25 protein-coding genes are annotated in these 24,239 nt (G+C 70.3%); 5 read left to right on the top strand and 20 right to left on the bottom strand.

Annotated elements, in window-relative coordinates; genetic code table 11:
* Positions 1–6 precede the first annotated feature (6 nt).
* From HCA44_RS13945 to sigE, 3 genes are all read right to left on the bottom strand, one after another.
* Positions 7–1,455: a trypsin-like peptidase domain-containing protein gene (locus HCA44_RS13945; protein ID WP_346764727.1), complete on the bottom strand. Its 1,449-nt coding sequence runs from the start codon at positions 1,453–1,455 to the stop codon at positions 7–9.
* A gap of 129 nt (positions 1,456–1,584) precedes the next feature.
* The gene (locus HCA44_RS13940) at positions 1,585–1,938 is read right to left on the bottom strand and encodes an RNA polymerase subunit sigma-70 (RefSeq protein ID WP_240945517.1); all 354 of its coding nucleotides are present in this window, start codon (positions 1,936–1,938) and stop codon (positions 1,585–1,587) included.
* Positions 1,939–1,953: 15 nt separating this feature from the next.
* Positions 1,954–2,583, bottom strand: a complete 630-nt coding sequence (gene sigE, locus HCA44_RS13935; protein ID WP_169649337.1) for an RNA polymerase sigma factor SigE — start codon at positions 2,581–2,583, stop codon at positions 1,954–1,956.
* A gap of 243 nt (positions 2,584–2,826) precedes the next feature.
* On the opposite strand from sigE, the gene HCA44_RS13930 reads away from it, so the two are divergent.
* Positions 2,827–3,459 (top strand): O-methyltransferase, encoded by a 633-nt coding sequence (locus tag HCA44_RS13930; RefSeq protein ID WP_169649335.1) that lies wholly within the window; start codon positions 2,827–2,829, stop codon positions 3,457–3,459.
* Between the two features lie 36 nt (positions 3,460–3,495).
* Here the strand turns inward: HCA44_RS13930 and glgC are convergent, their stop codons facing one another.
* A complete protein-coding gene (glgC, locus tag HCA44_RS13925; protein WP_169649333.1) occupies positions 3,496–4,710 on the bottom strand; it encodes a glucose-1-phosphate adenylyltransferase in 1,215 nt (404 codons plus the stop codon).
* Between the two features lie 114 nt (positions 4,711–4,824).
* Here glgC and glgA point away from each other — a divergent pair, with 114 nt between their 5' ends.
* Positions 4,825–5,988 (top strand): glycogen synthase, encoded by a 1,164-nt coding sequence (gene glgA, locus HCA44_RS13920; protein ID WP_169649331.1) that lies wholly within the window; start codon positions 4,825–4,827, stop codon positions 5,986–5,988.
* Between the two features lie 7 nt (positions 5,989–5,995).
* Here the strand turns inward: glgA and HCA44_RS13915 are convergent, their stop codons facing one another.
* The 9 genes from HCA44_RS13915 to dapE form a co-directional block, all read right to left on the bottom strand.
* The gene (locus HCA44_RS13915; RefSeq protein WP_346764713.1) at positions 5,996–6,874 is read right to left on the bottom strand and encodes a putative RNA methyltransferase; all 879 of its coding nucleotides are present in this window, start codon (positions 6,872–6,874) and stop codon (positions 5,996–5,998) included.
* An 80-nt stretch (positions 6,875–6,954) separates the two neighbouring features.
* Positions 6,955–7,125, bottom strand: a complete 171-nt coding sequence (locus HCA44_RS13910) for a DUF3117 domain-containing protein (protein WP_169649329.1) — start codon at positions 7,123–7,125, stop codon at positions 6,955–6,957.
* Positions 7,126–7,298: 173 nt separating this feature from the next.
* Positions 7,299–7,616, bottom strand: a complete 318-nt coding sequence (locus HCA44_RS13905) for a DivIVA domain-containing protein (RefSeq protein ID WP_169649317.1) — start codon at positions 7,614–7,616, stop codon at positions 7,299–7,301.
* A gap of 37 nt (positions 7,617–7,653) precedes the next feature.
* A complete protein-coding gene (locus HCA44_RS13900) occupies positions 7,654–8,598 on the bottom strand; it encodes a glucosyl-3-phosphoglycerate synthase (protein ID WP_169649315.1) in 945 nt (314 codons plus the stop codon).
* A complete protein-coding gene (folP, locus tag HCA44_RS13895; RefSeq protein ID WP_169649313.1) occupies positions 8,595–9,509 on the bottom strand; it encodes a dihydropteroate synthase in 915 nt (304 codons plus the stop codon). The genes HCA44_RS13900 and folP overlap by 4 nt, the downstream gene beginning before the upstream one ends.
* Before the next feature lie 74 nt (positions 9,510–9,583).
* Positions 9,584–11,383 carry a long-chain-acyl-CoA synthetase gene (locus HCA44_RS13890; protein WP_169649311.1) on the bottom strand — a complete coding sequence of 600 codons (1,800 nt, stop codon included), beginning with the start codon at positions 11,381–11,383 and terminating at the stop codon, positions 9,584–9,586.
* A gap of 20 nt (positions 11,384–11,403) precedes the next feature.
* Entirely contained in the window at positions 11,404–12,015 is a 612-nt protein-coding gene (locus tag HCA44_RS13885; protein WP_169649309.1) for a TIGR00730 family Rossman fold protein, read from the bottom strand.
* Positions 12,009–12,803 (bottom strand): TIGR00730 family Rossman fold protein, encoded by a 795-nt coding sequence (locus HCA44_RS13880; RefSeq protein ID WP_169649307.1) that lies wholly within the window; start codon positions 12,801–12,803, stop codon positions 12,009–12,011. The genes HCA44_RS13885 and HCA44_RS13880 overlap by 7 nt, the downstream gene beginning before the upstream one ends.
* A gap of 61 nt (positions 12,804–12,864) precedes the next feature.
* Positions 12,865–13,953: a succinyl-diaminopimelate desuccinylase gene (gene dapE, locus HCA44_RS13875; protein WP_169649305.1), complete on the bottom strand. Its 1,089-nt coding sequence runs from the start codon at positions 13,951–13,953 to the stop codon at positions 12,865–12,867.
* Positions 13,954–14,009: 56 nt separating this feature from the next.
* Between dapE and dapD the strand changes: the two genes are divergently transcribed.
* Entirely contained in the window at positions 14,010–14,981 is a 972-nt protein-coding gene (dapD, locus tag HCA44_RS13870) for a 2,3,4,5-tetrahydropyridine-2,6-dicarboxylate N-succinyltransferase (RefSeq protein ID WP_346764712.1), read from the top strand.
* Between the two features lie 82 nt (positions 14,982–15,063).
* Complete coding sequence (locus tag HCA44_RS13865; RefSeq protein WP_169649468.1) at positions 15,064–16,374, top strand: amino acid permease; 1,311 nt, start codon at positions 15,064–15,066, stop codon at positions 16,372–16,374.
* Here HCA44_RS13865 and HCA44_RS13860 read toward each other — a convergent pair.
* The 5 genes from HCA44_RS13860 to HCA44_RS13840 all read right to left on the bottom strand — a co-directional run bounded on the left by HCA44_RS13860 (position 16,337) and on the right by HCA44_RS13840 (position 22,210).
* On the bottom strand, positions 16,337–17,992 hold the full coding sequence (locus tag HCA44_RS13860; RefSeq protein ID WP_169649301.1) for a substrate-binding domain-containing protein: 1,656 nt from the start codon (positions 17,990–17,992) through the stop codon (positions 16,337–16,339). The genes HCA44_RS13865 and HCA44_RS13860 overlap by 38 nt on opposite strands.
* A gap of 103 nt (positions 17,993–18,095) precedes the next feature.
* On the bottom strand, positions 18,096–19,151 hold the full coding sequence (locus tag HCA44_RS13855; protein ID WP_169649299.1) for an NADP-dependent oxidoreductase: 1,056 nt from the start codon (positions 19,149–19,151) through the stop codon (positions 18,096–18,098).
* 45 nt (positions 19,152–19,196) lie between these two features.
* Positions 19,197–20,585 (bottom strand): acyl-CoA synthetase, encoded by a 1,389-nt coding sequence (locus HCA44_RS13850; RefSeq protein ID WP_169649297.1) that lies wholly within the window; start codon positions 20,583–20,585, stop codon positions 19,197–19,199.
* A gap of 12 nt (positions 20,586–20,597) precedes the next feature.
* Positions 20,598–21,284, bottom strand: coding sequence for a rhomboid family intramembrane serine protease (locus HCA44_RS13845; protein WP_169649296.1), 687 nt, complete (start codon positions 21,282–21,284; stop codon positions 20,598–20,600).
* Positions 21,285–21,319: 35 nt separating this feature from the next.
* Entirely contained in the window at positions 21,320–22,210 is an 891-nt protein-coding gene (locus HCA44_RS13840; protein ID WP_169649284.1) for a LysR family transcriptional regulator, read from the bottom strand.
* Between the two features lie 117 nt (positions 22,211–22,327).
* Here HCA44_RS13840 and HCA44_RS13835 point away from each other — a divergent pair, with 117 nt between their 5' ends.
* Complete coding sequence (locus tag HCA44_RS13835; RefSeq protein ID WP_169649282.1) at positions 22,328–22,696, top strand: nuclear transport factor 2 family protein; 369 nt, start codon at positions 22,328–22,330, stop codon at positions 22,694–22,696.
* Between the two features lie 69 nt (positions 22,697–22,765).
* Here the strand turns inward: HCA44_RS13835 and dapC are convergent, their stop codons facing one another.
* Together dapC and fdxA are read right to left on the bottom strand one after the other, a co-directional pair.
* Complete coding sequence (gene dapC, locus HCA44_RS13830) at positions 22,766–23,869, bottom strand: succinyldiaminopimelate transaminase (RefSeq protein ID WP_169649280.1); 1,104 nt, start codon at positions 23,867–23,869, stop codon at positions 22,766–22,768.
* Between the two features lie 5 nt (positions 23,870–23,874).
* On the bottom strand, positions 23,875–24,198 hold the full coding sequence (gene fdxA / locus HCA44_RS13825; RefSeq protein ID WP_169649278.1) for a ferredoxin: 324 nt from the start codon (positions 24,196–24,198) through the stop codon (positions 23,875–23,877).
* Positions 24,199–24,239 lie beyond the last annotated feature (41 nt).

Raw genomic sequence — 24,239 nt, 5'->3', positions numbered from 1 at the left:
CGGACGTCAGTCGCGGGCGGGCGTGACGGAGACGTCGACGGTGCGGCCGTCGCGCACCAGCTGCACCGTGACGGGTTCGCCGATCGTCGTCGCATTGACCGCGACGACCAGCTCGTCCGCGCTCGTGACCGGCCGGTCGCCGACCCGGACGATGACGTCGTTCTCGACGATGCCTGCCTGCCCCGCAGGACCGTCGGCCCGCACATTCGCCACCTGGGCACCACTCGTCGCGTCGTTGACGACCGTGCGAGCGTTGACGCCGATGTCGGGATGATGCATTTCGCCGTCACGGATGAGGGCCTGTGCGACGGTGGTGACCTCGTCGATCGGGATCGCGAAACCGAGACCCACCGAACCGCCGCTCTCGCTGAGCATCGCCGTGTTGATGCCGATGACGCGGCCTTCCGCGTCGACGAGCGCGCCACCCGAGTTGCCGTGGTTGATCGCGGCATCCGTCTGTACCGCGTCGATGACGGCATTGGTGTCGGTGCCCTCGCCCGACAACCGCAACGGCCGATCGAGCGCGCTCACGATGCCCGCGGTGATGGTCTTCGACAGGCCGAGCGGCGAGCCGACCGCGACGACGTTGTCGCCGACGTGGATGTCCTCGGACTTGCCGAGCTGCGCGACCGTGAGATTGTCGGCAGCCACCTTGAGCACCGCGAGGTCCATCTTGACGTCGCGCCCGACGATCTCGGCGCGCGTCTTGGTGCCGTCGGAGAAGATCACCTGGATCGACGAATCGCCCGGCGCATTGGCCGCCGAGGAGATCACGTGGTTGTTGGTGACGATGTAACCGGCGCCGTCGATCACGACACCCGATCCGGTACTGCCCTGATCGCCGACCGCGACCTGGATCGACACGACCGACGGCAACACCGCGTCGGCCACCTGCGCGACCGGCGAGTCGCCCATGTCGCCGTCGTCGTTCTGGACGAGACTCACACGCTGACTCGTGAGCTGGCCACGGTCGGCCGTCGCGGCGACTGCGACGAGCCCGCCCACGACGCCGATCAGCAGGGCCACGCCGGCGAGAGCCGCGAGCGAGCGCGGCGCGACGGCGCCGCCCAGCAGGACGTCGCGCACCGAAAGCCTGCGCGCGGGTGGCTCGGGGGCAGTGGGGGGCGCGTCGACGGGGGCGCCGAGCGTGACCGACGAGTCCGGGTCGCGCCACGGATCTGCGGGCTGTTCCGGCTCGGCGGCGTGATCGGACGCAGCATCCGGATCGCGCTGCAAGGTGTCGACGGCGCCCGGCGGCCGACCGAACGCCTCCGCGAGAACAGGGTCGGCAGGCGGGGCGACCGGAATCGATGCGGTGCGCGACGAGTGCGCATCCGGCGCGAACGAGCCGCTGACACCGGACGGCCGCCCGAAGGTGTGCGCCGACGCGTCGTCGATGCGGGGCCGCTGCACCGGGCGCGGCTCCAGCCGGGGCGCGTCGTCCGGACGCGGCACCGTACCGGCGCCTTCCGCGCTACCGGTGCCTTCCGCGCTGTCGTCGGTCGATCCCGTCACGCTGGCCGCTCCCCCTCGTCTCGCGCGCCCGTGCGCGCCCGTGCTGTCTCGTCCATGTACGAACGAGTATCACTCATCGGTGGGACGGCGGCGTCGGCGAGACCATCGCCTGCCCGCGTGACCGAGCACCGACGGCGAGGAGCCCGCCGCGTCGGATCGGGCCGCGGGGGGCTGACAGCTGGGGATCTGGTTGAGAAGACCCTGGAGAGCGGCGGGCATCGCGAGTTCGCCGCTGCATCGAAGCGCGCGGCGCGCCTCCTGCTGCGATTCCACCTCGGCCGCACACGACGGACACAGGGCGAGATGATGCGCTGCGCGCAGATACGCATTCATGCGGAGCTCGCCGTCGACGTAGGCGGCAATCGCCTCGCTCGCCAGGTGCTCCGTGGAGCCGAACTCGCGAGGTATGCGCCCCTGCGTCATCCGTCCTCCTGATCCTTACGCAACTCCGACCTGATCGGAGTCGAACTTTCCGTGCGCCGCCAGGTGATCCCGGATGGCCTGTCTGCCCCGGTGGATCCGGCTGCGCACCGTTCCGAGCTTCACCCCCAGTGTGGCACCGATTTCCTCGTACGACAGTCCCTCGATGTCGCACAGCACCACCGCGGCGCGGAACTCCGGGGCCAGCGAATCGAGCGCGGCCTGCAGATCTGCGTCCAATCGAGCGTCGTGGAAGATCTGCTCGGGACCCGGCCCGTCGCCGGGCACCCGGTCGTAGTCCTCGGGCAATGCCTCCATGCGGATGCGATTGCGCCTGCGCACCATGTCGAGGAACAGATTGGTCGTGATGCGGTGCAGCCAGCCCTCGAACGTGCCTGGCTGGTACTCGGACAGCGATCGGAACACGCGGATGAACGTGTCCTGTGTGAGGTCCTCGGCGTCCTGGGCGTTGCCCGAAAGCCGGTACGCGAGGCGGTAGACACGGTCGCCGTGCTCGCGGACGAGCTCGTCCCACGACGGCATCGCGGACCGCTCACCCGTGGCATCGAACGCGGCCGTGCCCGAGAGCGGCCCGGCGTCGCCCTCCACCTCGTGGGTGGTGTTCGGGTCGCTGGTGTCGTTCACCATCGAAATGTGTGGATCCTCCTGATCGGACCGGCGAGTACAGTTCGGTCGGTTCAACCGTCGGGATGTGACGGTTGTTCCCGCCCGGCGTAGTCTCCGATGACGTCACCGATCGAAATTCGGGACCGGTGTAGCGAATACTCTGCTCGCTTCGCGTGTGGCAGTGGTGTGAACAACCTGAGCTCCGCCTGAGAATTTCGGCCGCGCCTGGCAGCGCGCGCCGCGACGCGACGCTAGCCTCTTCACGTGCACACAAATGCCGAACGGGTTCTCGCCTACGCGGAGGGCGCGATCCAGGAAGACGAGGCCCTCGGAGTCGTCCGCGATCGCGCCGTCGACATCGGTGCCGATCCGGTGTCGCCTGCCGTGGGGGCTGCGCTCGCGATGTTCGCCCGCATGCTCGACGCGAAAGCTGTCGTCGAGGTCGGCACCGGCGCGGGGGTCAGCAGCCTGTGGCTGCTGCGCGGCATGCGCGACGACGGCGTCCTCACCACCATCGACGCCGAGCCCGAGCACCAGCGCACCGCGAAGGACTCGTTCCGCACGCACGGCGTCGCGCCCGCACGCACCCGGCTGATCAACGGCAGCGCGCTCGATGTTCTGCCGAGGCTCGCCGACAGCATGTACGACCTGGTGTTCGTCGACACCGCACCCGTCGACCACCCCCACTACGTGCGGGAGGGCGTACGGCTGCTGCGTCCGGGCGGTCTGATCGTGCTGCACCACGCGGGCAACGGCGGCCGGATCGGCGACGCGTCGCAACGCGACCCCGGCACGGTCGCGGTCCGCGAAGCCGCACGCGCGCTCGCCGACGACGAAGCGCTCATCGAAGTACACGTGCCGCTCGGCGACGGCCTGCTCTGCGCGGCAAAGATCTGACGCGGCCCGTATCCCGACGATCCGACGCGGCCTGTGTCAGATCCAGATGCCCTTGCCGATCGTGACGACCCCGCCCTTGCTCACCGCGAATCGCCGGCGGTCGCGTTCGAGGTCGACGCCGATGATCTCGCCGTCGCCCACCACGACGTTCTTGTCCAGGATCGCCTTGCGCACCACGGCGCCCCTGCCGACGCGCACGCCCGGCATGAGCACGCTGCCCTCGACGGTGGCACCGTCCTCGACCATGACGTTGGAACTCAGCACCGAGTTGCGGACCGTGGCAGCCGACAGGATCGAACCCGCACCGACGATCGACTCCTGAGCGAGCCCGCCCTGCACGAACTTGGCGGGCGGCAGGTTCTCCGTCTCGCCCCGGATCGGCCAGCGGCGGTTGTAGAGGTTGAAGATCGGGTGCACCGACACCAGATCCATGTGTGCGTCGTAGAAGGCGTCGATGGTGCCGACATCGCGCCAGTAACCACGGTCGCGGTCGGTGGCGCCCGGCACGACGTTGTCGCCGAAGTCGTACACATGCGCCTCGCCCGCCGCGACGAGCGCCGGGATGATGTCGCCGCCCATGTCGTGATCGGAGTCGGAGTTCTCGGAGTCGGCCCGGATGGCGTCGACGAGCACCTTGGTGGTGAACACGTAATTGCCCATCGACGCGAATGTCGAGTTGGGATCGTCGGGGGTGCCGGGCGGGTGCGCGGGCTTCTCGAGGAACTGCGTGATGCGGCCCTGCTCGTCCGAATCGATGCAGCCGAACGCGAATGCCTCGCTGCGCGGCACCCTGATGCCTGCGACGGTGACCCCCGCGCCCGACTCGATGTGCCGCTGCACCATCTGCTCGGGATCCATGCGGTACACGTGATCGGCGCCGAAGACGACGATGTACTCGGGATCCTCGTCGTACACCAGGTTGAGCGACTGCAGGATCGCGTCGGCCGAACCGGTGTACCAGCGTGGACCGAGGCGCTGCTGCGCCGGCACCGGCGTGATGTACTCGCCCGTGAACCCCGACAGCCGCCAGGTCTGCGAGATGTGACGATCGAGCGAGTGCGACTTGTATTGCGTGAGAACACAGATCCGCAGGTATCCCGCGTTGACCAGATTGCTGAGCACGAAGTCGATGAGCCGGTAGGCGCCGCCGAACGGCACGGCGGGCTTGGCCCGATCGGCGGTCAGCGGGTACAGGCGTTTGCCCTCGCCACCGGCGAGCACGATTCCAAGCACATGGGGCTGGCTCCTCACGGGTCAAACCTATCGGGCGCCACGACCAGCCGCACGCGAAGCGCACGAACGGCGCGCCGCGCGGGTGGGCGGCGACGGGCCGCACCCCGCGCGACGATCGGATAGTTTGAGCGGGTGCGGGTGGCGATGATGACCAGGGAGTATCCGCCGGAGGTGTACGGCGGTGCCGGCGTGCACGTCACGCAGCTCGTCGAGCAGATGCGCGCACTGTGGGACGTCGACGTGCACTGCATGGGTGTCCCCCGGCCCGGCGTGTACGTGCACCAGCCCGATCCCGCGCTGCTCACGGCGAATCCGGCGATCAGCACGTTGTCGGCGGAGCTGCGTATGGCGGACGCGGCGCACGGTGTCGACGTCGTGCATTCGCACACCTGGTACACCGGGCTCGCAGGCCATCTCGCGTCCGCGCTGTACGACATCCCGCACGTGCTCACCGCGCATTCGCTCGAGCCGCGGCGCCCGTGGAAGGCCGAACAGCTCGGCGGCGGCTATCGCATCTCGTCCTGGTCCGAACGCAATGCCGTCGAGCACGCCGACGCGGTCGTCGCGGTCAGCGACGGCATGCGACTCGACGTCCTCGACGCGTATCCGAGCGTCGATCCCGCGCGGGTCCACGTCGTGCGCAACGGCATCGACACCGCGCAGTGGCACCCGGGCCCAGGGACGCACGGCGTCCTCACCCGGTTCGGTATCGACCCGCAGCGCCCGATCGTGGCGTTCGTCGGGCGCATCACGCGGCAGAAGGGCGTCGGCCATCTCGTCGCCGCGGCCCACCGCTTCGCCCCCGACATCCAGCTCGTGCTGTGCGCGGGCGCCCCGGACACCCCGGAGATCGCGGCCGAGACGGAGCGTGCGGTCGCCGAGCTCACCGCCGCGCGCGGCAACGTGTTCTGGATCCAGGAGATGCTGCCGCCCGAGCACGTCCGCGAAATCCTCGCGGCCGCGACGGTATTCGTGTGCCCGTCGGTGTACGAACCTCTCGGCATCGTCAATCTCGAGGCGATGGCATGCGAGACGGCTGTCGTCGCGTCGGATGTCGGCGGCATCCCGGAGGTCGTCGAGGACGGGGTCACCGGCACGCTCGTGCACTACAACTCGTACGAGCCGGAACAGTTCGAGCGCACCCTGGCCGACGCGGTGGACGCGCTGTGCGGCGATCCCGCGCGGGCGGCCGCGATGGGCCGGGCCGGGCGGCTGCGCGCGATCGGCGAGTTCTCCTGGGCGCAGATCGCGCGCGAGACGATCGCCGTCTACGAGAGTGTGTTGTCCCGGCGCTGAGCCGGCGTCACGCGCGACGGAACGTCGAGAGGGTGACCGACGCGGTCACGTCGAGCGGATCGGGTAGCGCGTCGATCGCGGCGGCGAGTTCGTCGCGCGTGCGGTGGCGCGTGGACGGCCCCATACCCACGAGCGCCGCGACGTCGGAGCGGCTGAGCGCCGCCGCGTACTCGACGCTGCGCTGCGTGTCGCGCACGAACCGGCCCGCGACAGCCGCATCGAGACGCTCGTCCTTGTGTGCGTCGACGTGCACGAGGCCGAGCGGCTCGATCAGCTCGCGCTGATGGCGCGGGGTCGGCGCGAGCACCACCATCACGCCCTCGTCGGTGAGCACGCGGTCGGCTTCCGCGGCATTGCGGGGCGCGAACACGCTCAGCATGTGCGTCGCGGCGCCTTCGCGGAGTGGCAGCCGCGACCATCCGTCCGCGACGAGGGCTCCCACACGCTCGTGCACTCGGGCGATCCGCCGGGCGGCGTACCGCGACGCGTCGAGCCCGACGCCTCGGCTGGCCGGAACGCCGCCGCCGCGCGCGTCGAGCCGGTCCAGGACGTGCGCAAGGTAGTAGCCCGTGCCCGCCCCCACCTCGACGACGGTGCCCGCGTCACCGGCAGGCGTGGTGCGCACGACCTCGTCGGCGAGCGCGTCCGCGAGGGGCGCGAACCAGCCGGTGCCGAGGAAGCGCTCGCGCGCCGCGATCATGTCCGCGTCGTCGCCGTCGAAGCGGCTGCCTGCGCCCGACACGAGAGTCACGTAACCCTGCCGGGCGAGGTCGAAGGCATGCCCGTGCGGGCAGGTGAGCGTGCGGTGGGTTCGGGACAGCACGGCGCCGCACACCGGGCAGGCGAGCACGTCGAGCACCGTGTCGAGCGGGAGGTCAGCAGGCACGAGGGACTCGCCGGATCGGCTGCACGCGAAGGGCCCCGCGCCGGGAGCGGCAGCGGGGCCCGAAGGCGTCCGTCACTGGATCAGGAGCTCGTGACCGACTTGAGCTCGTCGCCCAGCGCGGCGGCCTCGTCCGGCGTGAGCTCGACGACCAAGCGTCCACCACCCTCGAGCGGGACCCGCATGACGATTCCTCGCCCTTCTTTGGTTGCCTCGAGGGGACCGTCTCCGGTCCTGGGCTTCATGGCCGCCATCCTCTGCTCCCTCCAGATCTGCGCTGCCTGCAAGCGCCTCGACAATGTGTGACCGCCCCGCCACGGTCGACGAGGTAGTAACTCCATTGTTCCCTATCCGTGACGAAACCGGGAACCGGAGCCCCCGCGGGTGTCCGATTCGTGCAGATGCCCGATTCCGACGAGTCGCGTCGCTACGACTCGCCTTTCCGGGTGAGTGCGCGCACCTGGTCCTCGGCCCGTTCGGCACGCAGCCGCGTCGCGTCGAGTTCGTGGGCGAGGCGATCGAGTGCCCAGTCGACCTCGGACGCCTTGTAACCGCGCAGCACCTGCTGGAACCGCAGCGCCCGCACGTCCTCCCCGGACACGTCGTCGGCGGGCAGCACGGTGGCCGTGGTACCCGGCGGGAGGGGAGCCGCCTGCTCCGAGCGTCCGAAGACCGCCGACGCGGCGAAGAACAGCAGTGCGCCCACCACGACCATGACGAGCAGGTACAGCACGGCGGTGATCATGCCCCCGATCCTGTCACGGATCGGGGGCCGTCCACGGCTAGGGCCGCACGGTGTTCATCGCCGGCCGGTCGGCGAGCGCGACGTCGGTGGTGGCCGGGACGAAGCTGTCGCCGTCGACCAGGAACTGGGTGAGCCCCGCGCCCGAGTCGTCGATGCCGCAGCGCCGCAAGAGCGTGCCGATGATCTGCCTGCTCATGACGCCGAGCTCGGACAACGGACGGTTGCGATGCTTGCGGACTCCGAGATTGACCTGACCGATCGCGGACAGCCCGAGCCGGTCGTAGGTGTCGAGGAGAAGCCCGATCTCGACGCCGTAGCCGGGTGCGAAGGGCACCGCGGAGAGCAACTCGCGCGTGCCCGCGTACTCGCCGCCGAGCGGTTGCAGCACGCTGGTGAGCTCGGGACGCAGCGCCGCGAGCAGCGGACGCGCCACGAGCTCGGTGACCCGGCCGCCGCCGTGTGCCTCCTCGGCGCCGCTGAGCCGCAGCGGACGCCGGTAGTAGCCCTTGACCAGGTGGATGCCGTCGGCCGTGAGCAGCGGACCGAGCAGTTTGGGCACGAACGCCGGGTCGGGATCGACGAGATCCGAGTCGACGAACGCGATGAGGTCACCCGTGCTCGCGGCGACCGCGCGCCACAGCACCTCGCCCTTGCCGGGCCGCGGCTCGAGCGACGGCACCGCGTCCTCGCGCGTGACGACGGTGGCTCCCGCCGCACGCGCCCGCTCCGCGGTGCTGTCGGTCGAACCCGAGTCGAGCACGATGAGCTCGTCGACGAGCCCGCCGAGCAGTGGGTGGATCGTGTCGAGCACGCCCGCGACGGTGGCCTCCTCGTTGAGCGCGGGCAGCACGACCGACACCGTACGGCCGCGCTTCGCGCGCTCGAGTTCGCCGAGCGTCCACGACGGCTGGTCCCAGGTGTTCGCGTCGGCCCAGCCCTCGGGCGAGACGGTGGGGGGCATCGCAGCCCCCGCGATGGTCATGCGAGCCCCCGCACGGTGCGCATCGGGCGGCGGGTGCCGGTGATCGCCGCGACCATGTCGACGACGCGGCGTGTCTGAGCGACCTCGTGCACGCGGAAGACGCGGGCTCCCCCTGCGGCGGCCATAGCTGTTGCTGCCAATGTTCCCTCCAACCGCTGTTCGAGTTCTACACCCAGAGTCTCCCCTATGAAATCCTTGTTGCTCAGCGCCATGAGCACTGGCCACCCGGTGTTTACAAGAACGTCCACTCGCCGCAACAGTTCGAGCCCGTGATACGTGTTCTTCCCGAAATCGTGGGTCGGATCGATCAGGATCGAGTCGGGATCGACGCCGAGCGCCACGGCGCGTTCGGCAGCTCCCACCACTTCCGTCACGACATCCGCGACCACGTCCGCATACCGGACCCGGTACGGCCGCGTGCGCGGTTGCGCGCCGCCCGTGTGCGAGCACACGATGCCCGCCCCGAGTTCGGCGGCGACGGCCGCGAGTTCGGGGTCCGCGCCCGCCCACGTGTCGTTGACGAGGTCGGCACCCGCACCGCACGCCGCGCGGGCCACCCCGCTGCGCCACGTGTCGACGCTGACGAGCAGATCGGGATAGCGGCCTCGGATCGCCTCGACGAACGGCACGACACGGCGGATCTCCTCGGGTTCGTCGACCACCGCGCCCGGTCCCGCCTTGACGCCCCCGATGTCGACGAGGTCGGCACCCTCGTCGACCGCACGCGCGACCGCCGCCATCGCCTCGGTGTCCCCGAAGGTCGCGCCGCGGTCGTAGAACGAGTCGGGTGTGCGGTTGACGATCGCCATGACGAGCGCGCGGTCGGTCGCGACGGGCCTGCCACACAGCGTGGGCGCGGGCTGCGGAGAAGGTCGGACGGCGGTGCCGGGGATCTCGTGGGAGGCAGCCATGCCCTGATTCTGCACTCCCCCGCGTCGGGAGGCACAGCGCGGCCGACACGCGACCCGCCGCTCGCGCGGACCGGTCAGCCGCGCGGAACCGCGCCCGCCGACACCTTGTCGACGTAGCCGTCGTACGCGGGCTCGTAGCCGGGACTGCGGCCGGCCAGGACATGCAGGCGTGACGGGTCGTCGACGTCGTAGGCCTCGTTGCGCAGCGCGACCTTGACGCTCTTGAACGTCGAGGTCTGCTCGAGCGAATCGACGATGCGCACGAACAGCGGAACCGCGTACGACGGCAACCGGTCGTACAGGAACTGCGCGAGGTCGCCGCCGTCGAACTTCTCGCCGTCGTGCAGCGTGACCGCCGCCATTCCGGCGCGCCCGTCGGTGCCGGGGATCTGCACGCCGTAGACGACGGCGTCGTCGATACTCGGGTGCATCGCCAGCGCACCCGCGACCTCGGTGGTCGCGACGTTCTCCCCCTTCCACCGGAAGGTGTCGCCCAGACGGTCGACGAACGCGACGTGCATCCAGCCCTGTTTGCGGACGAGGTCGCCGGTGTCGAACCAGCAGTCACCGTCGCCGAATGCGTCGCGCACGAGCTTGCGGTCGGTGGCGTCGGCGTCGGTGTAGCCGTCGAACGGGGCACGGTCGGTGACCTTGGACAGCAGCAGCCCGACCTCGCCCGAGGACACCTTGCGCAGGCGGCCGTCGGGGTGGCGGCGCGGCGCTCCGGAGTCCTCGTCGTACTCCACGACGGCGTGCGGCAGCGGGCACACGCCGGCGGTGCGGTCGACGCCGATCGCGTTGATGAACGCGATGTTGCACTCGCTCGCGCCGTAGAACTCGGCGATGCGGTCGATACCGAAGCGGGCCTTGAACTCGTCCCAGATCTCGGCGCGCAGGCCGTTGCCGACGATCACGCGCACCGAGTTGTCGGCATCGGTCGCCTTGGCCGGCTGGTTGAGCAGGTACCGGCACAACTCGCCGATGTACGTGAATCCGGTGGCGCCGTTGAGCGCGATGTCGTCCCAGAACCGGGATGCCGAGAACTGCCTGCCGATCGCGAGCGCGGCGCCCGAGCCGAGCACCGACGACAGCGACACCGTGAGCGCGTTGTTGTGGTACAGCGGGAGCGCGCAGTACAGCACGTCGTCCGAGTGCAGCCGCACACCGAGGCTGCCGAGCCCGGACATCGACTTGAGCCATCGGAAGTGGCTCATGAGGCTCGCCTTCGGCATGCCCGTGGTGCCCGACGTGAAGATGTAGAAGGCGCGTTCCTTCGCGAGGATCTGCTCGGTGACCGCAGGATCGGCGGACGACTCGTCGGCGGCGAGCTTGTCGAGGTCGGCGAGCGTGACGGTGGTGCGCGCGGCGGGCGCCCCGTCCAGCGAGTCGATCGCCTCTGCGCAGCCCTCGCCGACCACCAGCACCTGGGCGTCGAGCAGGCCGATGCTGTGCGCGAGGACGTCGCCGCGCTGGTTGTAGTTGAGCATGCCCGCGGCGGCACCGAGCTTGACGGCGGCGAGGGCGAGCAGCAGCGTCTCGGGCGCATTCTTGCCGAGGATTCCGACGACTCCGCCGCGCGAGGTACCGAGGCCCTCGAGGGCGTGCGCGTATCGGTTGACACGGTCGTTGGCATCGCCGTACGTGAGGGTCTTTCCCTCGAACCGCACGAAGGGGCGTTCCGGATGCGCGTGCGCGGCCTTCTGGAAGATGTGACCGATGGACTCGTGGGCGGTGGGCTTGCGCAGGAATCCGAGCGCACCCTTGGCCATGATCGGCAGGTCGGGTATCAGGCTCGGCAGTTGTTTCGCCAGGTCCACGACGCCGACGGTCGTGCGTGCCCCCACCTTGTCAGCCCCGCGTGCCTGCGCGCCCATATGAATCCCCTTCGACGTGGCTATGAGTCAGAACACCTTACTTCAGAGTAACAACGGTCGTCACACTCACTGTCGGCGGCTTTTCCGCCGCCCGCGCACGCACCGAGCGCGCCGTCCACCGTCGTCGTGACCACCAGCGCGTCGAGCGAACGCTGCGACACGAAGCCGCGGGGCATCGACGTCAGCCAGTCGAGCAGCCCCGTGTAGTGCCCTACCGGGTCGAGCAGCACGACGGGCTTGGCGTGCATCCCGAGACAGCCCGCCGTCCAGGTTTCGAACAGCTCTTCGAGGGTGCCGATACCGCCGGGCAGTGCCACGAACGCGTCCGCGCGATCCTCCATGACCTGCTTGCGCTGACGCATCGTGTCGGTGACGACGAGTTCGTCCGCGTCGACGTCCGCAACCTCGCGGTGCACGAGCGCCTTCGGGATCACGCCGAGCGTGTGTGCTCCGGCGGCCCGCGCCGCGTGCGCGACAGCGCCCATCATCGACACATTGCCGCCACCCGACACGAGCTGCCACCCGCGAGCACCGATCGCGGTGCCGAGATCCGCCGCGAGCGCGAGGTACTCGTCCGCGACCGGGCCCGACGCGCAGTACACGCACACCGAGAACGGCCCGCGCGTCACCATGCGTCCTCGGTGCCGATCAGCGCGCTCTCGTCGAGGCCGCGCTGCGACTTCTCGATGATCGCGACGACGTCCTCGACCGAGTCCGTGACATGCAGAAGCTCGAGATCGGCAGCGGAAATCTTCGCCTGGGCGGCGACGGTCGTACGGATCCACTCGACGAGTCCGCCCCAGAACTCGGTGCCCACGAGGATGATCGGGAACCGCGTGATCTTGTGCGTCTGCACGAGAGTGAGCGCCTCGAACAGCTCGTCGAGCGTGCCGAACCCGCCGGGCAGGCACACGAACGCCTGCGAGTACTTGACGAACATCGTCTTGCGCGCGAAGAAGTAGCGGAAGTTGATGCCCAGATCGACCCAGTCGTTGAGCCGCTGTTCGAACGGCAACTCGATACCGAGCCCGATCGAGAAGCCCTCCGCGTCGCATGCGCCCTGGTTGGCGGCCTCCATGATGCCGGGACCGCCACCCGTGATGACCGCGTAGCCGGCCTTCGCGAGCGCCGCCCCGATCTCCCGCCCCGCGGTGTACTCGGCGTGTTCGTGCGGCGTGCGCGCCGACCCGAACACCGTGACGGCCCGCGGCACATCGGCCAGCGCCCCGAATCCCTCCACGAATTCGGCCTGGATCCGCAGCACGCGCCACGGATCGGTGTGCACCCAGTCGGTCGGGCCGCGGGTGTCGAGGAGGCGCTGGTCGGTGGTGGTGCGTTCGGCCCGATCGCCGCGCATCTGGATCGGGCCGCGTTGCCGGACGCCGCGCGTGGGACCGGTGCGATCTTCTGGGGAGGGCATGCGCACCAGGCTAATGAGCCGGCCGCGAGTTCCCCACTCGATCAGGTGGCCGCCTCACCCGTCAGCCGGCCGCGCCTGCCGTCAGGTAACTGCGCAGCACCGACGCGACCTCGGTGATCTGGCCGACCGGAACGTTTTCGTCGCGGGTGTGCGCGAGATTCGGGTCGCCGGGACCGAAGTTGACGGCGGGGATACCGAGCGCCGCGAACCGTGAGACGTCGGTCCACCCGTACTTCGCGCGGACGCGTCCGCCCGCCGCGGCGACGAGATCCGCAGCGGCAGGCGCACCGAGGCCCGGCAGCGCGCCCGGCGACAGGTCGGTGATCTCGAAGCCGAGTCCGAGTCCGTCGAACACCTCGCGCACGTGTTCGACGGCCTGATCGGTGGAGCGGTCGGGCGCGAACCGGAAGTTGACGTCCATGGTCGCCTCGTCGGGGACGACATTTCCTGCGACGCCGCCCTCGATGCGCACGGCCGACAAGCCCTCGCGGTACACACACCCGTCGATGTCGACCGAACGGGCGTCGTACGACGACAGCCGCGTGAGCGCCTCGCCGAACTTGTGGATCGCGTTGTCGCCCAGCCACGAGCGCGCCGAGTGCGCGCGCACGCCGTCGGCGGTGAGGCGCACGCGCAGGGTGCCCTGGCAGCCTGCCTCGATCAGCCCCGCGGTGGGCTCACCGAGGATCGCGACGTCTCCCGCGAGCCACTCGGGCAACTCGCGTTCGATTCGGCCGAGGCCGTTGTACACGGCCGCGATCTCCTCGCAGTCGTAGAACACGAGCGTGAGGTCGTGCGCAGGCTCCGCGATCGTGGCCGCGAGGTGCAGGAACACGGCGTCGCCGGACTTCATGTCGACCGTGCCGCACCCGTACATCAGATCGCCTTCGCGTCGCGACGGGACGTTGTCGGCGATCGGCACGGTGTCGAGATGGCCCGCGAGCACGACGCGGCGGGGCAGCCCCCGGTCGGTGCGGGCGAGCACCGCGTTGCCGTTGCGGACGACCTCGAAGCCCGTGGTCTGCTCGCGCAACGCCGCCTCGACCGCGTCGGCGAGGGCCTGCTCGTCGCGCGACACGCTCGGGACGTCCACCAGCGCGGCCGTGAGATCGACGGGGTCGGCATGCAGATCGAGTGACTTCACGATCACAGCGTAGGACGAACCGCCCACATCCCCGCGTCGTCCACCCAGTAACCTCAATGCACGTGAGTACAGACAGTTCCGCACAGTTGCAGGGAGCAACGGCCGTCGGCCTCGCCAACATCACCACCGGTGGCGTCGTCCTGGACACGTGGTTCCCCGCCCCCGAGCTGGGCAAGTACGACAAGCCGGGCACCGAGGTGCTCGAGGGCGCCGACATCCCCACCGACCTCGCACTCGCGGCCGGTCCCGACCAGGCCCGCGAAGTCGACCTCGTCGTCGTGCGCACCACCGTCACCGACCTTTCGGCTCCACCGGTCGACGCGCACGACGTCTACCTCCGGTTGCACCTGCTGTCTCATCGGCTGGTCAAGCCGCACGAGATCAACCTCGACGGCCAGTTCGGTCTGCTCGCCAATGTCGTCTGGACGAACTACGGCCCGTGCGCGGTCGACACCTTCGAGCAGGTCCGTTCGCGGCTGCGCGTCAAGGGCGTCGTCACGGTCTTCTCGGTCGACAAGTTCCCGCGCATGGTCGACTACGTCGTGCCCTCGGGCGTGCGCATCGCCGACGCCGACCGCGTGCGCCTCGGCGCGCACCTCGCGTCCGGCACCACCGTGATGCACGAAGGCTTCGTCAATTTCAACGCGGGCACGCTCGGCCACTCGATGATCGAGGGCCGCGTCTCCGCGGGTGTGGTGGTCGGCGACGGGTCCGACGTCGGTGGCGGTGCGTCGATCATGGGCACGCTGTCGGGCGGCGGCAAGGAGACCATCTCGATCGGCGAGCGCTGCCTGCTCGGCGCGAACTCGGGGCTGGGCATCTCGCTCGGCGACGACTGCGTCGTCGAGGCGGGCGCGTACGTCACCGCGGGCACCAAGGTCACCGGCCCGGACGGCACGGTCGTCAAGGCCCGCGATCTCAGCGGACAGTCCAACCTGCTGTTCCGCCGCAACTCGGTCACCGGCGCGGTCGAGGTCGTGCCGTGGAAGGCCGGCGGTGTCGAGTTGAACACCGCCCTGCACAAGAACGACTGACCTGTTGACCGACTCGACTCCGCCCACGGCCCGCCTGTCCGGCGACCCGTTGGGCCACGGCCTGAAGGTCCGTCATCTCACGATGATGGGTCTCGGTTCGGCGATCGGCGCCGGGCTCTTCCTCGGCACCGGCGTCGGCATCGCCACCGCGGGTCCCGCGGTGCTGCTGTCGTATCTGCTCGCCGGCATCGTCGTCGTGTTCGTGATGCGCATGCTCGGCGAGATGGGTGCCGCGATCCCGACGAGCGGCTCGTTCGCCGACTACGCGCGCATCGGCATCGGCGACTGGGCCGGATTCGTGTGCGGGTGGCTGTACTGGTTCATGCTGATCATGGTGCTGGGCGCCGAGATCACCGGCGCGTCGTCGATCGTCAACGGGTGGCTGCCGTCGGTGCCGCAGTGGGTGGTCGCGCTCGTCTTCGTCGTCGTGTTCGCGGCGATCAACCTCGCGCGCGTCGCGAACTTCGGCGAGTTCGAGTTCTGGTTCGCAGCGATCAAGGTCGCGGTCATCATCGCGTTCCTCGTCATCGGCGTGTTGCTCGTGTTCGGCCTGCTGCCCGACACCGACCCGGTGGGCACGTCGAACCTGCTGGGCGACGGCGGGTTCATGCCCAACGGCTTCGCGGGTGTCGCTGCGGGTCTGCTCGTGGTCGCGTTCGCATTCGGCGGCATCGAGATCGTCACGATCGCGGCCGCCGAGTCCGACGATCCGAAGCGCGCCATCGCCGCCGCGGTGCGCAGTGTCGTGTGGCGCATCGGCGTGTTCTACATCGGCTCGGTGCTGCTCATGGTGGTGCTGCTGCCGTGGGCCGACGCCGATCAGGGGAGCGGCCCGTTCGTCGGCGTTCTCGACCAGGCGCACATCCCCGGCGTGTCGGGCTTCATGGAACTCGTGGTCGTCGTGGCGTTGCTGTCGGCATTCAACGCGAACATCTACGCGACGTCGCGCATGGCGTTCTCGCTGTCACGGCGCGGCGACGGAGCGCAGTTCCTCACCAAGCTGTCGAACTCGGGCGTCCCCTACGCCGCCGTGCTGCTGTCGGTGTTCTTCGGTTTCGTGAGCGTCCTGCTCAACTGGTGGCTGCCGGATCAGCTGCTCGGTCTGCTCCTCAATGCCGTCGGCGCGGCGCTGCTGGTGATCTGGACGTTCATCGTCGTCGCACACCTGCGATTGCGGCCGCGGCTCGAACGCGAAGGCGCGCTGACCGTGCGAATGTGGTGGTTCCCGTACCTGAGCTGGCTCACGCTGGCCATGCTCGGCGGATTCGTCGTGCTCATGGCGTTCGACACCGACGCCCGCCAGCAGTTGATCGCGACCTTCGTGCTGTTCCTCGTGCTGTGCGTGCTGTCGTTGCTCAACGCGCGCCGGCGCCGCGATGCGCCAGTGCATTGACGAACACATTGGCGATGTCCGCAGGCTCTTTCGCGACGTAGCTCGACCCGCCGGTCACGCGGGAGATCTCGGCGAGGGTCGCCGCATCCGCGTCGTCCGTGATCCCGATCGTCACGATGATCACCGGGCGTGCCGGATCCTGCTCGCGTGCCAGCGTGTCGAGCAGTTGCCGCTCGCTGATCGAGTCGACGTCCTCGTTCTCGCCGTCCGTGAGCACGATGACGCTGTTGACCGCCCGAGGGTCGTAGCTCGACTGCACCGTACGGAAGGCCGCGAGCGTCGTGTCGTAGAGTCCGGTGCCCCCACCCACCAGTTCGCCAGTGCGCGGCGCCTGCGCGACGAGCGTCTCCCGTTGTGTCTTGCCGTCGACGATCTCGTTCATCCGGCGTATCGGCACGAGCGGCAGGTAGTCCTGGGAACCTCCGCCCAGGCCGGTCGAGAACGCCCACAGGCCGCACTGCGCACTGTCCGGGAACAGTCTGCTGCCCGCGATCGCGGCCTCGACCGTGAGTTCCATGCGCGAACGGTCGCCCTCGCGGTACTCCATCGACCCCGACGTGTCGATCGCGACGAGGGTGCGGATCGGCAATGCCATGAGCGCCCACGATCCGAGCGCGCGGGCCTCGGCATCGGGGTCCGCTGCGCGCAATGCCGTGACCGAGCCGACGCCCCGACCGGACGCGAACGATGCGGCCGACGGCGGCCGGAAGCCCTCGTCCCGAAGTATCGCCTGCGCGGGCCCGGCACGGAGTGCGGCGTCGAGCGCGCGGGCTGCTTCGCGCGCCTTGTAGTGCCGGTCGGGGGCGGGCGAGGTGACCACGAGCGGGTAGTCCAGCAGGTGCGTCCCCGTCGCGGGCACCACCGGTGCGAGCGCGTCGCCGTGCCGTTTCCCGTAGTCCAGGACCTGCTGTTCGGTGGTGACCGCGACCGATCCGTCGCGGACGACCTCGTCGAGCAGCGCGGATCCCGTGGGCTCGGCATCGGCACGCGCGCTCTCGGCCTGCGCCAGCGGCACGAGCGCGCCGCGCACCTCGGCGAATGCCGCCTCGTCCTGCGGCCCCTCGGCGAGCGCAGACTTCATCGGCCCCTGGGCGAGCCCGGTGTCGAGCGGATTGCCGAGCCGCAGCCCGTCCAGGCGCAGCGCGTCGGTCCACGACTGCGGCACCGGGAGCGAGCCCGGCGCCGCCGCGAGCACGACGGGGCTCGTGGCGACCGCTCCGGACAGGACGTCGACCGCGCCCGCGGCCGTGAGCGCCGCGCGCGAGACCCACGACGACGAGTCCGGAATCCACAGGTCGGGGGCATCGGCACCCTTGCCGAGCCGGCCGGCGACGTCACCTGCGCCCGCTGCCGAGATCTCGAAGCTCGCGCAGCCGAGCGCGTGCGGATCCGCGTCGGACAACACACGCCCCAACGCCGGGACGATCGCGCCGTCCGCCGCAAGGGTGTACTCCTCGACCGTGTCGCACGAGGGCGCGAACGGGTCCAGCGCCCACGCCGCTCCCGCACCGATCGCGACGAGGGTGATCGCGCCGACCGTGATGGCCGCCAGCCACCTCGACCGCCCCGGTGTCTCTCCCGCCGCCTGATGCCGTTCGGTGTCGAGATGTCGCCCCACGTGCCGCCCCTGTCCGCCCGCGGCCGAGACCGCACTGTGATCGGCCGCACATGGTAGCCGACCGGGTGCGGCACGTCACCATGCAGGTGCGAGGGGGACTCGATCAGTCGATTTCGCCGGCAGCGTCGACGCCCGTCTGTTCCTCACCGACGCGGATGATCCGCTTGCCGAAATTCTTTCCCTCGAGCAGATCGATGAACGCAGTGGGCGCGTTCTCGAGGCCGTCCACGACGTCCTCGTGGTAGCGCACGACGCCGTCGCGCACCCACGGCACCATCTCCTCGAGGAACTGCGGATACAGTTCCGACACGAACTCCGACTGGATGAACCCGCGCACCGTGAGGCTCTTGACCAGAATCCGGGTGAAGAAGCCGGGCAGCCGGTCGACACCTTCCGGAGCCCCCGTCAGGTTGTACTGGGCAACCAAGCCGCACAACGGGATTCGCGCGTAGAGGTTCAGCAGCGGCAGCACCGCCTCGGCGACCCGCCCGCCGACGTTCTCGAAGTACACGTCGATGCCGCCGGGCACCGCGTCGCGCAGCCGGTCCCGGAAGTCGGGCGCCCGGTGGTCGACCGCGGCGTCGAAACCGAACTCGTCGATCAGCGCCGCGCACTTCTCCGGCCCGCCCGCGATACCGACGGCGCGCGCGCCACGGGCCTTCGCGATCTGTCCGACCGCCGACCCGACCGGGCCGGTGGCGGCCGCGACGACGAGTGTCTCGCCGGGCTGCGGTTTGCCGATCTTCTCGAGACCGGCGTAGGCCGTGAAGCCCGGCATGCCGAGCACGCCCAGCGCGGTGGACAGCGGCCGGTCGCGACCGAGAGTGCGCAGCGATGCGCCGTCGGCGATCGCGTGCGAGCACCACCCCGAGTACGACAGCACGTAGTCGCCCGGCGCGAGGTCCGGGTAGCGCGACTCGACGACCTCGGCGACCGTGCCGCCGACCATGACGTCGTCGATCTCCACCGGGTCGGCGTACGACTCGGCCGTGCTCATCCGGCCGCGCATGTACGGGTCGAGCGACAGGTAGACGACGCGGAGCAGTACCTGCCCCTCCCGCAGGTCGGGGAGGGTGGCCGCCTCGAGCCGGAAGTTGTCGCGCGTGGGCGCGCCGTCGGGCCTCGACGCCAGGACGATCCGTGTGCTCTGAACACTCATGGGACACCTACTCGTTCTCTCGGCCCGGCCGGTGCCGGGACGTCTTCAGGACAGGAGAGTCTTCTGCACCTTGCCCATCGCATTACGCGGCAGCGACTCGACGAAACGGATCTCGCGGGGGCGTTTGTGCACGGACAGGACCGTGGCGACATGGTCCGTGAGCGTCGACGCGGACGTGCGCTCGCCCACGACGAAGGCGACGATGCGCTGCCCGAGGTCGTCGTCGGGCACGCCGACGACCGCGACCTCGCGCACGTCGGGATGTGCGAGCAGGACCGACTCGACTTCGCCTGCGCCTACCCGGAATCCGCCGGTCTTGATGAGATCGGTGGACTCGCGGCCGACGATCCGGTGGAAGCCGCCCCCCTCGATCGCCGCGACGTCGCCGGTGCGGAACCACCCGTCGTCGGTCCACGCCTGCGCCGTCGCGTCCGGGCGACCGAGGTAGCCGTCGAACAACATCGGGCCGCGAACCTCGAGCCCGCCGATCGACTCGCCGTCGTGCGGCACGGGGGCGCCGTACTCGCCGCGCAAGCGGGTCTCGACTCCACGGACCGGTGTGCCGACCCAGCCGGGCCTGCGTTCGCCGTCGGCACGCGTGCTGACGGTCAGCAGTGTCTCGCTCATGCCGTAGCGCTCGACGGGTGCGCTGCCGGTGAGCGCGTGCAACTGCTCGAAGACCGGCACCGGCAGCGGCGCGCTCCCGGACACCAGCAGGCGCGCCGACGCGAGCGCCCGCGCCGACTCCGCGTCCCGGGCGATGCGGCTCCACACGGTGGGCACGCCGAAGTACAGCGACCCACCGGCGGCGGCGTACGCGTCGGGGGTGGGCCGGATCGTGTGCCGCACACGTGAGCCGACCCGCAGCGCGCCGAGCATCCCGAATACGAGCCCGTGCACGTGGAACAACGGAAGCCCGTGCACGAGAAGGTCCTCGGGCGTCCACTGCCACGCCTCGGCGAGTGCGTCGAGACCCGCCGCGAGCGCGCCACGGGAGAGCAGCACACCCTTCGGCAGGCCGGTCGTGCCGGACGTGTACAGGACGAGGGCGGTGTGCGACGCGGGCGGCTCGGCAAACGTGTGCCACGAGCGCGCGTGCACCCGCACCGGGACGACCGGCAGCCCGCACGGGTCGGCGTCGACGGCGCCGAGCCACGCGACCGCACCCGAGTCCCGCACGATGTGCTCGCGCTCGGCCGGACCGGAATCGGGTGGCACGGGCACCACCGTCACGCCCGCCATCAGACTGCCGACGACGGCCAGGACCGTCGACACCGACGGGGTCGCCGACACCGCGACCCGCTCGGCGCCCGCGACGCGTTCCGCGACCGCAGTCGCGGCCCCGACGAGATCACTGCGCGACAGCGTCTCGTCGCCCACGACGACCGCATCGGCGGAATCGGCGTTCCGTGGATCGAGTGACCTCAGCAGCACCGTTCCACCTTCTCACACCTGCGGCGGCACCCTCTGGGCCGTTCGCCACGCCTGCGGAAGCCGTTCGTGACGGGGTGGCGACACCGTGGCGAGCGCCGCCCCCAGGAGGATGCCCGCGAGGAGCGCGAACCCGCGCACGTCGTCGGCGACGACGAGTCCGAGCCCGATCGCGAAGGCGACGATCGCGGCGACCGCGGTGCGACGCGGCGGGCCCGACAATGCGGCCACCCCGACGAGGGAGCCGGCGAGGGCACCCACCGCGCCCGCGACTCCCGTGCCCGCACCCGAGGCACCGGTGAACACGAATGTCGACGCGAGACCGAACACGACCTGGCCCGCGACGAGCAGCAGCGCGGCCCGCGGCGCGCCCCACGCGCGTTCGGCGACCGGCACGACGACGACGAGCGCCGCGAGACCGAGCACGGTGGCGACGACACCCCCGGATTGGACGAATGCCGACGTGACGACGCGCCACCACTGACCGTCGCGCACCAGCACGGGATCGCGCGCGAACCACGTGCCGAGCACGGGGAAGATCCACTGCGCGATCGACACCGCGACGACGACCGCGCACAGGCCCTTGCCCGCACGGGAAACGTCGTCGAACCGAAGGTCGGCGAGCGTACGGGCACCGCCGACGTACAGGCACGACACGAGCGCAACGGCGAGCAGAACACTCGCCATGGGACCCGTCGACATGGTCGAACTTTAACAATCGCAGGCCCCGAAGGTCCTCACGCGGCGGAGAGCCGCAACGTGGGGAAGGCCGTGCAGCACTCGTCGACCAGTCTGCGCACCGCAAGGCCCGCTCCCGGGCGCCACACGAGCGCGAGCAGCGCGCGATGCGCCGCGTCGGCGACGCGGACTCGCACGAGCGGATACGCAGCGACCATCGATTCACTGAGCACCGCGACCCCGAGGCCACGCCCGCACAGATCGGCCACGGCGTCGGGCGCGCTGGCCTGGCATGCGACGGTCGGAGTGAGTCCGTGTGCGGCGCACTCGAGTTCGAAGGTGTCGCGCACACCGGTGCCCGGCGGCATCGTGACGAGTGGGTACGCGAGCGCGTCCGCGAGGGCGACCGACTCCGCGCCCGCGAGCGGGTGTGCGGACGGCACGGCGAGGGCGATCGGCTCGTCGACGAGCACACCACCTTCGAGATCGGCAGGCACCTCACCGGGCACCCCCACGAGGGCGACATCGAGCGCGCCGTCGCGCACACCGTCGACGAGCACCGACGAGTGGTCCTCGCTGACCGTCAGTTCGATTCCGGGGTGCGCCGCGTGGAAGCGGGCGAGCGCGTCGAACAGCCCGGTGACGGTGCAGGCCGTGACCATGCCCACGGCGAGCTCGCCGCGTACCGCCCCCGTGACGTCGTCGACGGCGGCCGTCAGTTCGCGGACCGCGCCGAGTGCGGCGCGGGCGTGCGCGAGTGCCGCCTTGCCCGCAGGAGTGGGCACCACCACGCGGCTCGACCGGTCGAACAGTTCGGCACCGACCTCGCGTTCGAGTTGCCGGATCTGTGCGCTCACGCCCGACTGGCTGACGTGCACGCGTTCCGCCGCGCGCGTGAAGTTCGCTTCCTCCGCGACGGCGACGAGGTACTCGAGCTGACGCAGTTCCATGATCGAAGATTCTAGTTCTCATACGAACTATCTGTTGGACTTCTCGCCCCTGGGCGACGAACGTCGAAGGTGCGACAAACACACACCAGCCACACCCGAGCCCGAAGGAGACCGACCATGACCGCACACCGCGAGAAGGCGCTGCGTCCCGAAGACCTCACACGATTGTTCGTCGAGCGCAGCAATGCGGGCGACGCGGCGGGAGTCGCCGCGCTGTACGACGAGGACGCCGTCATGGCGTACCCACCGGGCGAGGTCACCGTCGGCCGGGCGGCCATCGAGAAGCTCTGGGCGTCGGTGCTCGAGCACCGGCCGCAGTTCGTGCCCGAACCGCCGCTGCCGACGCTCGTGAGCGGCGACCTCGCGCTGACGTCGACACCGCCGCGCGACGGCACCGGGGCCCGCGCCCAGGTGGCGCGTCGGCAACCGGACGGGAGCTGGCTGCGGGTGCTCGATCAGCCCGAGTTCACCCGCTCCCCCTCGTGAGCACTCGACGAGTCCCCGCACGCCGACATCACGCACGAGGAGCCGACATCACGCACGAGGAGGTGGAGGTCACGCGCGCAACCGCGCGGCGGCCTCCTCGATGCGTTCGTCCGTCTCGGTGAGCGCGATGCGCACGTGGTCGACCCCGCGGGGCCCGTAGAAGTCGCCGGGTGCGACGAGGATCCCCCGCTCGGCGAGCCACGCGACCGTGTCGCGGCCGTTCTCGCCCCGCGTCGCCCACAGGTACAGGCCTGCTTCGGAGTCGGACACCGTGAAACCGGCGCTGCGCACGGCCGCGAGCAACACGTCCCGGCGAGCGCGATAGCGCTCACGCTGCGCGTCCGCGTGGACGTCGTCCGACAGCGCGGCCGTCATCGCCGCCTGCACCGGATAGGGCACGATCATCCCTGCGTGCTTGCGGACCTCGAGCAACTCGGCGACCAGCGCCCTGTCGCCCGCGACGAAGCCCGCCCGGTAGCTCGCGAGGTTCGACGTCTTGGACAGCGAGTGGATCGCGAGCAGGCCCGTGTGGTCGCCGCCGCTGACCCGCTCGTCGAGAATCGAGACCGGCTCGGCGTCCCAGGCGAGGCCGAGATAGCACTCGTCGGACGCGACGATCGCGCCGCGCGAGCGCGCCCAGTCGACCACCTTGCGCAGGTGCTCGACCGGCAACACCTTGCCCGTCGGATTGGACGGCGAGTTGACGAACACGAGCGACGCGCGTTCGGGTCCGAGCCGGCCGAGCCCGTCGGCGCGCAGCACACGCGTGCCTGCGAGCTTCGCGCCCACCTCGTAGGTGGGATACGCGAGTTCGGGGATCACCACGAGATCGTCCGCGCCGAGACCGAGCAGGCGTGGCAACCACGCGATGAGTTCCTTCGAGCCGATGACCGGCAGGATCGCGTCCTGTGCGACACCGGCGATGCCGAAGCGGCGGTCGAGCGACTGCGCCGCCGCGACCCGCAGCTCCGGTGTGCCCGCGGTGGCCGGGTAGCCCGGCACCGCGGCGGCCGCGGTGAGCGCGTCCTGGATCAACGGATCGACCGGGTCGACCGGTGTGCCGACCGACAGGTTGACGATGCCGCCAGGGTGTGCGAGGGCCGTCGCCTTCGCGCCCTCGAGCGAGTCCCACGGGAAGTCGGGCAGTGCCGACGCGACGCGCGTGCGAGCCACTCCGGTCACTCCTCGCCCATCGGGGGGAGGTTCTTCACGAGCGGTGCATCGGCGTCGATCCTGCCGAGCTTCGCGGCCCCGCCCGGCGAGCCGAGGTCGTCGAAGAAGTCGGCATTGGCCTTCGTGTACTCGGACCACTCGTCGGGGACGTCGTCCTCGTAGAAGATGGCTTCGACCGGGCACGCCGGCTCGCATGCGCCGCAGTCGACACACTCGTCGGGGTGGATGTAGAGCATTCGCGCACCCTCGTAGATGCAGTCGACCGGACACTCCTCGATGCAGGCCTTGTCCAGCACGTCGACACACGGCTCTGCGATCGTGTACGTCACCGGTCCACCCTTTTCTTCGTTCGACGCTGGTTTCTCGTTCG

The sequence above is a fragment of the Rhodococcus sp. HNM0569 genome (assembly GCF_012726205.1).
Taxonomy (GTDB): Bacteria; Actinomycetota; Actinomycetes; order Mycobacteriales; family Mycobacteriaceae; genus Rhodococcus_F.
This window is presented reverse-complemented; position numbering and strand designations above follow the sequence as displayed.

Bases quoted from the DNA above. Each gene is read 5' to 3' on its own strand.
- HCA44_RS13940 (WP_240945517.1), bottom strand. From the start codon at position 1,938: ATGACGCAGGGGCGCATACCTCGCGAGTTCGGCTCCACGGAGCACCTG.
- sigE (WP_169649337.1), bottom strand. From the start codon at position 2,583: ATGGTGAACGACACCAGCGACCCGAACACCACCCACGAGGTGGAGGGC.
- HCA44_RS13910 (WP_169649329.1), bottom strand. From the start codon at position 7,125: ATGGCGGCCATGAAGCCCAGGACCGGAGACGGTCCCCTCGAGGCAACC.
- HCA44_RS13905 (WP_169649317.1), bottom strand. From the start codon at position 7,616: ATGATCACCGCCGTGCTGTACCTGCTCGTCATGGTCGTGGTGGGCGCA.
- HCA44_RS13900 (WP_169649315.1), bottom strand. From the start codon at position 8,598: ATGACCATCGCGGGGGCTGCGATGCCCCCCACCGTCTCGCCCGAGGGC.
- folP (WP_169649313.1), bottom strand. From the start codon at position 9,509: ATGGCTGCCTCCCACGAGATCCCCGGCACCGCCGTCCGACCTTCTCCG.
- HCA44_RS13890 (WP_169649311.1), bottom strand. From the start codon at position 11,383: ATGGGCGCGCAGGCACGCGGGGCTGACAAGGTGGGGGCACGCACGACC.
- HCA44_RS13885 (WP_169649309.1), bottom strand. From the start codon at position 12,015: ATGGTGACGCGCGGGCCGTTCTCGGTGTGCGTGTACTGCGCGTCGGGC.
- HCA44_RS13880 (WP_169649307.1), bottom strand. From the start codon at position 12,803: ATGCCCTCCCCAGAAGATCGCACCGGTCCCACGCGCGGCGTCCGGCAA.
- HCA44_RS13865 (WP_169649468.1), top strand. From the start codon at position 15,064: ATGATGGGTCTCGGTTCGGCGATCGGCGCCGGGCTCTTCCTCGGCACC.
- HCA44_RS13855 (WP_169649299.1), bottom strand. From the start codon at position 19,151: ATGAGTGTTCAGAGCACACGGATCGTCCTGGCGTCGAGGCCCGACGGC.
- HCA44_RS13845 (WP_169649296.1), bottom strand. From the start codon at position 21,284: ATGTCGACGGGTCCCATGGCGAGTGTTCTGCTCGCCGTTGCGCTCGTG.
- HCA44_RS13840 (WP_169649284.1), bottom strand. From the start codon at position 22,210: ATGGAACTGCGTCAGCTCGAGTACCTCGTCGCCGTCGCGGAGGAAGCG.
- HCA44_RS13835 (WP_169649282.1), top strand. From the start codon at position 22,328: ATGACCGCACACCGCGAGAAGGCGCTGCGTCCCGAAGACCTCACACGA.